Origin of the sequence: Mycobacterium sp. UM_CSW, from assembly GCF_000455205.1 — a bacterium.
Lineage (GTDB): Bacteria > Actinomycetota > Actinomycetes > Mycobacteriales > Mycobacteriaceae > Mycobacterium.
The window spans coordinates 18109-32110 of record NZ_AUWQ01000058.1; the positions used below are offsets into that span (position 1 = coordinate 18109).

General features: G+C 68.5%; 5 protein-coding genes. 4 read left to right on the top strand and 1 reads right to left on the bottom strand.

Annotated elements, in window-relative coordinates; genetic code table 11:
- Positions 1-3 precede the first annotated feature (3 nt).
- From N415_RS31585 to N415_RS19830, 3 genes are all read left to right on the top strand, one after another.
- The gene (locus N415_RS31585; RefSeq protein ID WP_158089850.1) at positions 4-96 is read left to right on the top strand and encodes an MbtH family NRPS accessory protein; all 93 of its coding nucleotides are present in this window, start codon (positions 4-6) and stop codon (positions 94-96) included.
- A complete protein-coding gene (locus N415_RS19825; protein WP_068185766.1) occupies positions 93-11090 on the top strand; it encodes a type I polyketide synthase in 10998 nt (3665 codons plus the stop codon). Before N415_RS31585 ends, N415_RS19825 begins: the two co-directional genes overlap by 4 nt.
- A gap of 102 nt (positions 11091-11192) precedes the next feature.
- The gene (locus N415_RS19830; protein WP_081665368.1) at positions 11193-12155 is read left to right on the top strand and encodes a sulfotransferase; all 963 of its coding nucleotides are present in this window, start codon (positions 11193-11195) and stop codon (positions 12153-12155) included.
- 14 nt (positions 12156-12169) lie between these two features.
- Here the strand turns inward: N415_RS19830 and N415_RS19835 are convergent, their stop codons facing one another.
- A complete protein-coding gene (locus tag N415_RS19835; RefSeq protein WP_068185772.1) occupies positions 12170-12976 on the bottom strand; it encodes a class I SAM-dependent methyltransferase in 807 nt (268 codons plus the stop codon).
- A gap of 792 nt (positions 12977-13768) precedes the next feature.
- Between N415_RS19835 and N415_RS19840 the strand changes: the two genes are divergently transcribed.
- A complete protein-coding gene (locus N415_RS19840; RefSeq protein WP_067160589.1) occupies positions 13769-13999 on the top strand; it encodes an MbtH family protein in 231 nt (76 codons plus the stop codon).
- Positions 14000-14002 lie beyond the last annotated feature (3 nt).

Consider the following 14002-nt stretch of genomic DNA (forward strand, 5'->3'; position numbering starts at 1 on the left):
CGGTTGAGCATCAATCCCTTCGATGACGGCGGGGGCTGCTTTTTCGTCTTGGTCAACGACGAGAAGCAACAGCAGATGATCGGCGGTCGGAAATGAGCGATCTTCGTGGATCACAGGGGACGGGTGACAGCTTCGCGATAGTCGGGTATGCGGTGCGCCTTCCGGGCGCGGCCGACGCCGACGCGTTCTGGGAGGTGCTGGCCGAAGGCCGGGATGCGCTCTCGGAGGTGCCACCGGACCGCTGGGACGTCGACCAGTTTTACGACCCCGACCCCGACGCGCCCGGAAAGATCGTCAGCCGCCGGGCCGGGTTCATCGACGACGTAACGGGATTCGACGCGCCGTTCTTCGGGCTGTCCAACCGGGAAACCATGCTGATCGACCCGCAACACCGGATCCTGCTGGAGACGGCGTGGCAGGCGGTGGAGCATTCGGGCACCGCGCCGTCGGCTCTGGCGAACACCAAGACCGGTGTGTTCATGGGCCTGGGCACCCACGACTATCTGGGCCTGATATCCGAACAGCTGAGTTACGAGGAGATCGAGGCCTACGTAGCGATCGGGACGTCGTCCGCCGCCGGAGCGGGCCGCATCAGCTACGGGCTGGGGCTGCAGGGCCCGGCGGTGTCCGTCGACACGGCGTGCAGCTCGTCGCTGGTCGCCGTCCATCAGGCCTGCCAGGCGCTGCGCTTCGGGGAATGCGACCTGGCCTTGGCAGGCGGCGTGAACGTGCTGCTCAGCGCCAAGACCGCGATGACCTTCTCGCACGCGCACATGCTGGCCCCGGACGGGAAGTGCAAGACCTTCGACGCGTCCGCCGACGGTTATGTGCGCGGCGAGGGCGCCGGTGTCGTCGTGGTGAAGCGCCTCGAGGACGCCATCCGGGACGGCGACCGGATCCGGGCCGTGATCCGGGGCAGCGCGGTCAACCAGGACGGCGCGTCGGGCGGATTGACGGTGCCCAACGGCGTCGCCCAGCAGCGGGTGATCGCCGAGGCGCTGCAGTGCGCGGGCGTCGCACCCGGCGACGTGGGATACCTCGAGGCGCACGGGACCGGCACCTCGCTCGGTGATCCGATCGAAGTCCAGGCCGCCGGTGCGGCGTTGGGCAAGGGCCGCGACGCCGACCGGCCGTTGCTGATCGGGTCGGTGAAGACGAACATCGGGCACCTGGAGGCGGCCGCGGGAATCGCGGGTCTGATCAAGGTGATCCTGTCGCTCGAGCACGAGGTGCTGCCGAAGCACCTGAACTTCAGCAAGCCCTCGCCGCACATTCCCTGGGACCGGCTGCCGGTGCGGGTGGTGGATGAGGCCCTGCCCTGGCCCCGCGACGGGCGGCCCCGCATCGCCGGGGTCAGCTCGTTCGGGTTCTCCGGGACGAACTCGCACATCATCATCGAGGAAGCGCCCGAGGTGGCCCCGGTTGCAACCGCGGCGCCGTCGGACGACCGGCGGTTCAGCCTGTTGCCGCTCTCGGCGCGCAGCCCGGCCGCGTTGGCGGAGCTCGCCAAGGCATACGCCGATTGGCTGGCTGCCCACCCGGACGCCTCGTTGGCCGATGTCTGCCTGACGGCCGGGGCCGGGCGATCACACTTCGAGCACCGGGCCGCCCTGGTGGTGAATTCGACGGACTCCGCGCGGGAGCAGCTGACCGCGCTGGCCGACGATCGCCCGGCGCCGGGCCTGTTGCGCGGTGACTGCACCGACCGCCCGAAGACGGCGTGGTTGTTCACCGGTCAGGGCAGCCAGTACGCCGGCATGGCCCGGGAGCTCTTCGAGACGGAGCCGGTGTTCGCCGAGACGATGACCCGGTGCGCGGCGGCGGTCGCCGACGTCCTCGAAAGACCGTTGCTGGACGTGATTTTCGACCCGGACGGTGACGACGCGCTGCGGCAGACCAGCTACGCACAGCCCGCGTTGTTCGCGGTGGAGATGGGCCTGGCCCGCCTCTGGCAGTCGTGGGGCTTCGAACCGGACGTGGTGATCGGCCACAGCGTCGGCCAATACACGGCGGCCTGCCTGGCCGGCGTGTTCGGGCTCGAAGACGGAATGCTGCTGATGGCCGAGCGCGGCCGCCTGTTCGGCAGCCTGCCCGACGGCGGCCGGATGGTCGCGGTCTTCGCCGCCCCCGAGCGGGTGGAAAGCATGACCGACGAGTTCCCGAGCCTGTCGGTGGCCGCCTACAACGGCGCCAACACCGTGCTGTCGGGACCCGTGCACGATCTCGACCAGGCGGTGGCCGGCCTGGAAGCCGACGGTGTGCGCTGCGACTGGCTGGACACCAGCCACGCGTTCCACTCGGCGCTGCTCGATCCGGTCCTCGATGAATTCGAGGCGTACGCGAACCGGTTCGAGTTCGGCGCTCCCCAAAAGACGTTGGTGTGCAACCGCACCGGCGCGGCCCTGGGCCGAAGCGCGAAACTGGACGGCGCGTACTGGCGCCGCCACGCGCGCCAGCCGGTGGAGTTCGCCAAGAGTGTGCGCACGCTTTCCGAACTGCACTGCACGATGCTGCTGGAGATCGGCCCGCAACCGATCCTTACCGCGGCGGCCATGCGGGCGTGGCCGGACCCGGCCACCGCGCCGCGGGCGATCGCGTCGATGCGGAAGAACATCGCCGATCATCGCCAGATCACCGAAGCGCTCGCCAACGCCTACATCGTCGGGCACCGGCCGGACTTCGCCGCCTTGGCGCCGGTGACGGCGCGCAAGCTCGACCTGCCCACCTATCCGTTCCAGCACCGCGAGTACTGGTTCCGTGAGCAGCGGGCCACGCCCACCCCGACCTCCAGCCAGGCCTCGGCCGTGCGGACCCAAGCCGTCGGGCTCCTGGAGGACGGCCGGATCGAGGAGCTCGCGGCGCTGCTCGGCGGCGGGAACACCGATCCGCAGACCGTCGATGTGCTGAGACAGCTTGCGGCAGAACACAACCAACAGCGCAACGCCCAGTCCATCGTGGACTCCCGCTACGAGATCCGCTGGGAGAAGTCCGCCGCTAAGGCCTCGGGCGCCGGTGAGGGCTCCGCCTGGCTGCTCGTCGCCGACGACGCCGCGGCGGTCCAGCCGTTGGTCGACGCGCTGACCGCGCGCGGGCACCGGCACCAGATCGTCGGCCTGCCGGTGTCCGACGCGGACGCGGACCGGCTGCAGGGCGTGCTGCGTACCGCGGTCGCGGACGAACCGTCGCTGCGGATCCTGCACCTCGCCGGCCTCGGATCGGACACGACGCCGTCGACGCAGTCGCTGCTGCGGATGCAACACCAGATCCTGAGCGGAACGCGGCGACTCTTCTGCGCCGCGGCCGCCGCCGAACTGCGCGCGCCCATCTGGCTGATAACCCGTGGCGCACAACGGGTCACCGGCGCGGACAAGGTGTCACCGGCGCAGGCGTGCTTGTGGGGCTTCGGTCGCGCCGCCGCGCTGGAACATCCCCGATTGTGGGGCGGACTGGCGGATTTGGCCGGTGGCGGCGCCGACCAGTGGTCCCGGCTCGTCGAGCAGCTGGAGGCCGCACCGGCCGGTGAAGACCAATTCGCGCTTCGGGACCAGGCGGTCTACGTTCCCCGGCTGACCCGACGCACGGGGCAGCCGGCCGCGACGCCGCTGGCGCTGCGTGAGGACGCAACGTATCTGGTGACCGGCGGGCTCGGCGCGATCGGGCTCGAGGTCGCCGGATACCTGGCCGCGCACGGCGCCCGGCACCTGGTGCTGACCAGCCGGCGCGCACCCAGCGAGGCCGCGCAACAACGCATCGACGCGATCGGCGAACAGACGGGCGCCGAAGTCCGGGTCATCACGGCCGACGTCTCCAACCCGCACGACGTCGCCCATGTCTTGGCCACATTGCGGGCCGACCTCCCGCCGCTGGCCGGGGTCGTCCATGCCGCGGGCGAGATCAGCACCACCCCGCTGCAAGCCCTGGACGACGCCGAAGTGGATCGGGTGTTCGCCGGGAAGGTTTGGGGCGCTTGGAATCTGAGCGAAGCCACCGCCGACCTGAAGCTGGACTTCTTCCTGAGCACCTCCTCGATCGCCGGGGTGTGGGGCGCCGGCGGCCAAACGGCTTACAGTGCGGCCAATGCCTTCCTCGACGGGTTGACCTGGCGGCTGCGTGAGCAGGGTGTCCCCGGGGTCAGCGTCAACTTCGGCCCGTGGGCGAACGCCGGCATGGCCGACGAGGCCGCCCGCGCGGAACTGGACAAGCGTGGTGTCCGGCCGTTGTCGCCCGCCGACGCCTTGGCGGGCATGGCCGAGCTGATGGCCTCTTCGGACAAGGGTGCATCGCAGGGCGTCGTGGCCCGCATCGACTGGGCCAAGTTCCTGCCGCTCTACCAGATGGCGGGCAAGCGATCCTTCTTCACGCAGTTGCAGCGCGAGGTGCCCGAGTCGGAGCAAGCCCCGTCGGCGTCGGGGTCCTCCACCCAATTGGTGGAACGGCTCACCGCCGCCCCGGTGGGGCAGCGGAAGAAGCTCGTCGTGGACTATCTGCGCGACGCGGTCGCGGAGGTGACCCGCATCGACCCCGCGGAAATCCGCGAGGAGGCCGGGCTTTTCGACCTCGGCATGGATTCGCTGATGGCCGTCGAACTGCGGCGCCGGCTCGAGCGGGCGGTGGGCGCGGAGCTGCCGTCGACCCTGGCGATGGACTACCCGCGCATCACCGACGTCGCGAATTTCTTGGTCAACGACGTGCTCAGCCTGGACGCCCCGGCGCCGGCGACCGCCGCGGCGCAGCCTTCGCCGGCCGCGGCCGCGGTGACGGCGCGCACCGACGAGCCGATCGCGATCGTCGCGGTGGCCTGCCGCTTCCCGGGCGCGCCGGATCCCGAGGCGTACTGGGACTTGCTGTCCGGCGGTGTCGACGCGATCCGGGAGATCCCGGACGACCGCTTCGACGTCGACGAGTACTACGACCCGGATCCCGAGGCGCCGGGCAAGATCTACACCCGCTACGGCGGATACCTGGAAAGCATCGACGGATTCGATCCGGAGTTCTTCGGCATCTCCCCGCGCGAGGCCGTGTGGATGGATCCCCAGCAGCGGTTGATGCTCGAGATCGCGTGGGAGGGCCTGGAGCGTGCCGGGTACGCGCCGGCGGGGTTGCGCGGCAGTCGAACCGGCGTGTTCGTGGGCGTGGCCGCCAACGAGTATTCGCAGCTGCTGAACGCCAACTCGGTCGACACCATCGAGGCCCACTTCATCACCGGCAACGCGCTCAATGTCATCGCGGGCCGGGTCGCGTTCGCGCTCGGGCTGGAAGGGCCGGCGATGGCGGTGGACACCGCGTGCAGCGCCTCGCTGGTGGCGGTCCATCAGGCCTGCCAGGCCCTGCATTCCGGTGACTGCGACATGGCGCTGGCCGGCGGGGTGAATGTGTTGGTGAGCCCGGCGTCCATCGTCGCCACCTCGCGCGCCAGAATGCTTGCCGCCGACGGCCGTTGCAAGACGTTCGACGCGGCCGCGAACGGCTACGCGCGCAGCGAAGGCTGCGGGATCCTGGTGCTCAAGCGGCTGAGCGACGCCGAGCGCGACGGCGACCAGATTTGCGCCGTCATCCGGGGCAGCGCGGTCAACCAGGACGGCGCGTCCAGCGGTCTGACGGTGCCCAACGGTGGTGCGCAGCAACGGCTTATCGCCGCGACGCTGGCGCGGGCCGGTGTCGAGGGCCGCGATGTCGACTACCTCGAGGCGCACGGCACGGGCACCTCGCTCGGCGACCCGATCGAGGTCCAGGCGGCCGCGGCCGTCTACGGCGCCGGCCGTGACCCGAACCAACCGCTGCTGATCGGATCGGCGAAGACCAACATCGGCCACCTCGAATCGGCGGCCGGGATCGCCGGCCTGATCAAGGTCGTGTTGTCGCTGCAGCACGAAGTCCTGCCGCAGAACCTGCACTTCGAGAACCCGTCGCCGAACATCCCATGGGACTCGCTGCCGGTGCGGGTGGTGGACAAGCCGCTGCCGTGGCACGCCAACGGCCGGCCCCGCCGCGCCGGGACAAGTTCCTTCGGGTTCTCCGGCACCAACGCGCACGTCCTCATCGAGGAGGCGCCGCCGAAATCCGAAGTCCCCGACGAACCTTCGGCCCCCGACGTCACCGCGGCCGCCGAGCAGGCCGCCGGACACGAACCGGTCGGCGTGCTGCCCCTGTCGGCGCGGTCACCGCAGGCGCTGGTGTCGTTGGCGCGGCGGTACGGGGCCTGGCTGGACGAGCACCCCGAGGCCGATATCACCGACGTGTGCTACACGGCCGCGGTGGGGCGTTCGCACTTCGAACACCGGGCCGCGCTGGTGGTGGACTCGGTCCAGGCAGCCCGCGATCTGCTGGCCGGGCTGGCCGAGAACCGGCTGGGACCGGGTGCGGTGCGCGGCGAGTGCGGTGACCCGCCGAAGACGGCGTGGCTGTTCACCGGGCAGGGCAGCCAGTACTCGGGGATGGCGCGCGAGTTGTTCGACACCGAGCCGGTTTTCGCCGACACCGTGAAGCAATGCGCGGCGGCGATCGACGGGATGCTGCCGCGCCCGTTGCTCGAGGTGATGTTCGACGACGACGCGGGAGACACCCTGCGGCACACCTCATTCGCCCAGCCGGCGCTGTTCGCCGTCGAAATGGGCCTGGCCCGGCTGTGGCAGTCCTGGGGCATCGAGCCTGACGTGGTGCTCGGCCACAGCGTGGGCCAGTACGCGGCGGCCTGCGTGGCCGGCGTGTTCAGCCTCGAGGACGGGGCCCGGCTGATGGCCGAGCGCGGCCGGCTGTTCGGGAACCTGCCCGAGGGTGGCCGGATGGTGGCGGTGTTCGCCGACGCGCAGCAAGTGGAACGCATCGCCGACGAGTTCCCGCACATCTCGGTTGCCGCTTACAACGGCCCCAACACCGCGCTGTCGGGTCCGGCGGGCGATCTGGAACAGATCGTCGCCAGGCTCAGCGGCGACGGCACCCGCTGCACCTGGCTGGAAACCAGTCACGCCTTCCACTCGGAGTTGCTGGAGCCGGCGCTCGACGAATTCGAGTCGTTCGCAAACGGTTTCGAGTTCGCCGTTCCGACCCTGCCCCTGGTGTGCAACCGCACCGGCGCGGTGATCACCGCGGAGACCCCGCTGGACGCGCAGTATTGGCGGCGGCACTCCCGCCAGCCGGTGCAGTTCGCCGAAAGCGTGCAAACCGTGGCGGCGCTGGGCTGCTCGGTGCTGATGGAGATCGGACCGCAACCGGTCCTGACCGGGGCCGCGGTGCAGGCCTGGCCGGAATCCTCGGCCACCCCGCGTTCGATCGTGTCGCTGCGCAAGGGCGTCGACGCCTGGCAGCAGATGGCGGAAGCGCTGGCCGCGGTGTACGTGGCGGGCCACCGGCCCGATTTCGCCGCGCTGTACCACCGGCCGCATCACACGGTCGAGTTGCCCACCTATCCGTTCCAGCGCCGTCGCTTCTGGCCCAAGACCGCCGACGTCGCGATCGACGGCGCCGTCGCATCCGGAATCCTGGGTAGCGCAAAGGACCTCGCGTCCGGCGACTCGGTCTACACCAGCAGGTGGTCGGTCAAGTCGCAGCCATGGCTTTCCGATCACGTCATCTACGGCACCGTCGTCGTTCCGGGCGCGACGTACGCCGCGATGGCCATCGCCGCGGTCGGGGCTCCGGCCCAGGTGCGCGACGTCTTCTTCTACGAGCCGATCATCCTGCCGGACAAAAACTCCCGGGAGGTGCAGCTGACGGTGCATCCCCTCGAGGACGGCAGCGGCTGGACCTTCCAGGTGCACAGCCGGCCGTATGGCGATCGCGACGCCGAGTGGGCGCTGAACGCCGACGGTCGGATCGTCGGCGGCGACGGTGACGCTGCGGACGAGCCCGCGCTGGAGCCGACGGAATCCATCGACGCCGCGTGCGAGCGGCTGGGGCGCACGCGCCCGCAGCAGCTGTTCGACACCTTCGCCGACATGGAGCTGACCTGGGGTCCGACCTGGTCCACGTCGCTCAAATCGCTGTGGGCCGGTGACGGCGAGGCGGTCGGCGACATCGCGATCGGCGAGGAGCTTGCCGAGCAGCTCGGTAGCGAGCCGATCCACCCGGTGCTGCTCGACCTGTGCACAGGAATCGCCTTCCCGGCCTTGGAGGCCGCGCTCTCGGCGACCGAGGAAGGCCAGGGCCTGAGCGACCTGTTCCTGCCGCTGCGGTATGGGCGGGTGGTGCTGCACGACAAGATGCCGCGGCGGTTCTACTGCCGCGCGCGGTGGCAGAGTGGCGGCCTGGACAGCGAAACGCAGGCCTTCGACCTCGACTTCGTGGACCGCGACGGTCGCCAGCTCGGCGAGATTCGTGACTTCACGGTCAAACGCGCGCCGCGGGAGGCGCTGCTGCGCGGGCTCGGCGGCGATGCCACCCGCAACCTGTACACCCTCGGCTGGGAGGAAGTGCCCGCGCCGGCGTCGGGCGGCGCCGACAAGAGTGGCGATGGCACCTGGCTGATCGCCGGGTTCGACGGGCTGGCGGCCGAGCTGCCGGGCGCAGTCTCGGTGGACCGTGCCACCGATCCCGAGCACTGGAGGCGGCTGCTCAATGAGGCGCAGGAGCGCGGCGCCCCCGTCTCCGGCGTCGTCTGGCGCAGCCCGGGGCGGCCCGAGACGGAAGAAACCGGCCCCGAATTCGCCACGCGGCTCGAGACCGAGATCGACGAGCTGCTCACGGTGGTGCGCGCGCTGCTGGCGCAGCAAGACCTGAAGCTCACCGGCGGGCTGTGGATCGTCACCGAACGCGCGGTGGCGACCGAGTCCGGCGAGCCGGTGGACTCGGCGCAGGCGGCGCTGTGGGGCTTCGGGCGCACCGTGATCACCGAGCAGCCGAGCCTGCGCTGCCGGCTGGTCGACAGCGACGGGGCCGACGACGCGGTGCGCTCGCTGGCGGGCCTGCTCGGCACACCCGCCGAGGAGCCCGAACTGGCACTGCGACAAGGAAAGTATTTCGTGCCGCGGCTGCTGCCGTGGGCGCGCGACGGACACCTCGAGGTACCGCGCTCGAGCGATTACCTCCTGGATGTGACCGAGCGCGGCGCGATCGACAACCTTCGTCTGTCCGAGATCCATGTCCCGGCGCCGGGCGCGGGTGAGGTGCAGATCCGGGTGGAGGCCGCCGGCCTCAACTTCCGGGACGTGCTCAACGTGCTCGGCCTGTACCCGGGCGATCCGGGACGGATCGGTGGCGGCGACCTCTCCGGCGTCGTCACCGAAGTGGGTTCCGGCGTGACCGGTTTCGAGGTGGGCCAGCGCGTCTTCGGCTTCATGCCGGGGTCGTTCACCACCCGGGTCAACGTGCCGGCCCGGTTCCTGGCGGCCGTGCCGAACGGGGTGAGCGCCGTGGGAGCGGCGACCATCCCCGCCGGGGCGCTGACGACGCGGCTGGCGTTCGACTGGGCGCAGGTCGGGCCGGGTGATCGGGTGCTGATCCACGCCGCCAGCGGTGGCGTGGGTCTGGCCGCGATCCAGATAGCCCAGCAGCGCGGTGCGACGGTGTTCGCCACCGCCAGCGCGTACAAGCGCGCGACGCTGCGCAAGATGGGCGTGCAGCACATCTACGACTCGCGCAGCACGGATTTCGCGGACCAGATCCTGGCCGACACCGGCGGTGCCGGGGTCGACGTGGTGCTCAACAGCCTCACGAACGAGGGCTTCATCGAAGCGACCGTGCGGGCGACCGCACAGGGCGGCCGGTTCGCCGAGATCGCAAAGCGCGACATCTGGACGCGTGAGCAGATGGCGGCGACCCGTCCCGACATCGCCTACGAGATCATCGCGCTGGACTGGTGCATCGAAAACGAACCCGAGCGGACCGGGAACTTGCTGGCCGAACTGGCGGACAGCATGGCCGCCGGCGAACTGACGCCGCTCGCGGCCGAGGTCTACCCGGTGACGGAGGCCAAGACCGCGTTCCGGCGCATGCAGCAGGCCCGGCACATCGGCAAGATCGTGCTGCAGATGCCGCAACCGCTGCAGCCGCGCGGGGACCGCAGCTACCTGATCACCGGTGGCGTCGGTGCGCTCGGCCTGCACACGGCGGCCCATCTGGCCCAGCTCGGTGCGGGCGACATCGTGCTGACCAGCCGTCGCGCCCCCGATGCGGACGCACAGCTGGCCATCGACGACATCACCGAGCGGTACCGGAGCCGCATCCACGTCTTCACGGCCGACGTCGGCGACGAGCCGGAGGTCGAAAAGCTGCTGGAGCGGATCCGGGCGGAGTTGCCGCCGCTGGCGGGGGTGGCGCACCTGGCGGGCGTCCTCGAGGACGCGCTGCTGCCGCAGCAGAGCCTCGAAGGGTTCCGCAAGGCCCTGGCGCCCAAGGCCTTCGGCGGCTGCCACCTGCATCGGCTCACGAAGAACGATGATCTCGATTTCTTCATCGTCTACTCGTCGGCCTCCAGCGTGATCGGTTCGCCCGGTCAGGCCAACTACGCGACCGCCAACGCGCTGCTCGACGGGCTCGTTGCCGAGCGCAGGGCCCAAGGGCTGCCCGCGACGGCGATCAACTGGGGTCCGTGGGCAAAGGGCGGCATGGCCACCTCGCACGCCGCCCGCGCCAACCTCAGCGCGCAGGGCCTGATCCCGCTGGAACCCTCGGCCGCGCTCACCGCGCTCGACGAGATCCTCGCCCACGGAACCGGGCAGGCGACGGTCATCAAGGCCAATTGGCAGCGCGCGGCGAAGGGGCTGGGCGCCTCCCGCCCCGCGATGCTCGACCACGTGCTGCCGAGCGCTGTCACGGCCACGCGCGGCGACAGCGAGTTGTTGCGGCAACTGCACGAGGTGCCCGAGGCGGAGCGCGGCAGCTTCCTGACCGAATACCTGCGCTACGAGGTCCAGAATTTCCTGAGGCTGGCGCAGCCGCCGGCGGCAACCAGCCGGTTCCTGGAGCTGGGCACCGACTCACTGATGGCGGTCGAATTCAGCAACCGGTTGCTTCCGCAATTCGGCGGCGCGTTCACGATCAGCGCCACCGCGGTATTCGACTATCCGACCATCGGGTCGCTGGCCGAGTACCTGGCCGGTCAGGTGCCGGAATCGGATAAGGCGGATTCGGTGGGATTGGCCGAGCCCACGTAATCATCTCCCGGAAGTCAACGACCAGGTCGCTAATCAGGAGGCCGATAACGTTCCGTTGCGCCTCGCCAGCAGGTCAAAAAACTAGACGGGAGCACGCGGGACGTGGCCATTGCAGGGGAGTGCGCCGACCCACCCGAGGTCAGAAAGCGGATTCTCGTCACCGGCGCCCCCCGATCGGGCACGACCTGGACCGGCCGAATGATCGCCCACGCGCCGGGAATGGGTTATATCCACGAGCCCTTCACTCCGGAAAACGGCGATTTGTGCGGCTTCGCCAATCCCATCAGGGCGAAATTCCAGTACATAACGGACGAGAATTCTCACCGATTCTCGAGATATCTTGATGACCTGGTTGATTTCAAATACCCGCTGCGAACAAATTTCCTGCACTCCAGGAGCGTGCGCGAAGCGGGACGAAGCCTCTTGGCCTTTGCCAATCTTTCCACGCACCGGATAAGAAAAGACACGGCGGTCATGAAAGATCCGCACGCCGTGTTTTCCGCGCCCTGGTTGGCCCGCCAGTTCGGCATGAACGTGGTGGTCATGATCCGGCATCCCGCGGCGCTGTGCTCCAGCCTGAAGATTCTGAATTGGAAATTCGACTTCAACCACTTCCTGCGTCAGCCGCAACTGATGCGCGAGACCCGGTTGGCGGACTTCGAATCGGAGATTCGTTATTTCGCCGAGCATGAGCAGGAAATCATCCCGGTAGGCGCTCTCCTATGGAACTGCATATACGCAGTGATCGACGAGTATCGCACGCGTCATCCGGGGTGGTTGTTCCTCAAGCACGAAGAATTGTCCCTGGACCCCGTGGGCAGTTTTCGGAAAATCTATGCGACGCTCGGCCTGGAATTCACGGCCGGCGTCCACGCAGCGATCGAGTCAAGCTCGGGTGAACAGAACCCTTCCGAACCGGAGCGGGGCGACGAATTCAGCATCAGACGCAACAGCAAAGTGAATGTCTCAAACTGGAAGAGCCGGCTCAGCGACCGCGAAATTCTCGCCATCAAAGAGCGAACAAGCGAGGTATCGACGCTGTTCTATTCGGACCTCGAGTGGTGATGTCTGCCCGGAGGCTAGGCGGCTTCGGTGCGTAGTTGGGATCTCAGGATCCGGTACTCCAACAGGCCGGCGCGCATCTGCTCGTAGATGGCGGAGCCCGGCAGCGCGAGGAAGTTCGCGACGCGGGCATTTCCGTCGCCGTAGACCTGGGCCCAGGTGTCGCTGGCCTGGTCGCGCGAGGCCAGCACGTTCGCCGTAATGTCCCGGTCGTTTTCGGTGACGAAGCCCGAGCGCTTCAACCGCATCCGCACCTGGTCCCAGTCCTCGGGGCTCAAGAAGTCGGTGTGTAGGAACCATCCGCCGGGCCGGCTGATCCTGCGCACCTCACCCAGGAATTTCGGCAGGTTGCCGTACGAGTGCGAGGACTCGATGTTGACGATGGCATCGCACGACGCGTCGGGGAGGGGGACATTCAGTGCGTCGCCGACCATGAAGTTGATCGGACGCTTGACGTGCGTCTTGCTGCAGAACGCGATGGCTTCGGAGGACATGTCGATGCCGATCACCTGGGCGTTGAACTTCTCCGCCACCAGTGCGGCGTTGCCGCCGCGGCCACATCCGATTTCGACGACGGTGCGGTCGTTGAGGTCGACCGACCCGATGACTTCGAACACCAGCCGGACCGAGTTGGCGTTGAAGGTTCCCGGGCGAATGGTGAACGCGGATTCGTCGTTGGATCCCATCGGGGCGTAGCCGTAATTGAGGAAGAACGATGAATCGGCGACCCCGGCGTCCTCGAGGCGCCGGCTGAGCAAATTATAAAAGCTTTTCCACCCGCCGGCGGTCGTGGACAGCAGGTCGTCAGCGAGGTGCTCCGACATTGCAACCGATGAATTATCCTTCGATTCAACCTGCGCCGAAGATTCGCTATGGCTGTCCATTTATTTCGCCCCAACCAGCTCTAATTTGTGGATATTTTGATTTCGAATACACACTGTTCGCGCCACTCAATCAGGTTGGATGCTACACGACCGGCTCGCGTCTGGTGAGAGCTCAACCCGGACGGGTTAACGTCATAAATTCATCTGGTCCGGACGCCTCCAATTCGCCCCGGCCGGCGCCGCCGGCTCATCGGTCAGGTCGCCCTGGCATGGCTGCTTTCGCCGTTCGAAGGGCGCCCGAGGGCCGCGGGCGTTGCCGGGCAGCCGGCACGGTCTCGCCGAGGCGACGCGCCGCAGTTTCCGCCACCTAATACATATCGTGTGCGGGCGACGCCGAGCGAGGGTCGCGGCGCCTCGCGCGGGCAGGGCGGTGTGGCCCGATGGCGAAACCGGTTCCCGGTTACTTTGACCCCCCGGCGGATCTCCCGGTGCCGCTCCGGGCCGGGGCCATGTCGACGACGGAGGCCACCGCGTCGGCGTCCTCGCGCTCGTCACGCCAGTCGCCGCAGGTCGCGGCAGGGGCGCACGGACCCATGCCGCACCGCAGACCACCGATCGGCAAGCGCCCGGTAAAACCGTACCTTTAGTTTGTCTAGGCAAGATTCCGGATGCGATGGCGTTAGTAGATCCCGGCCGCCGCAAATTCCACGAAGGCTTAGACAAGCTCTGTGGGCCTCCAGTATGGTTTAGAACTTGTTATACCCATGTCCAGTTAGACGGTCTGGAGACGCGGTGAGCACTAATCCGTTCGACGACGACGACGGCAGTTTTTTCGTCTTGGTCAACGACGAGGAACAACACAGCCTGTGGCCGGCGTTCGCCGATGTTCCGGCCGGCTGGCGGGTGGTGTACGGCGAAGCGGACCGCGCAGCGTGCCTGGACTACATCGAACAGAACTGGACCGATATACGGCCGAAAACTCTGCGCGAAAGGTTAGCGGCGGGACAGGGGTTTGATAGGTAATCC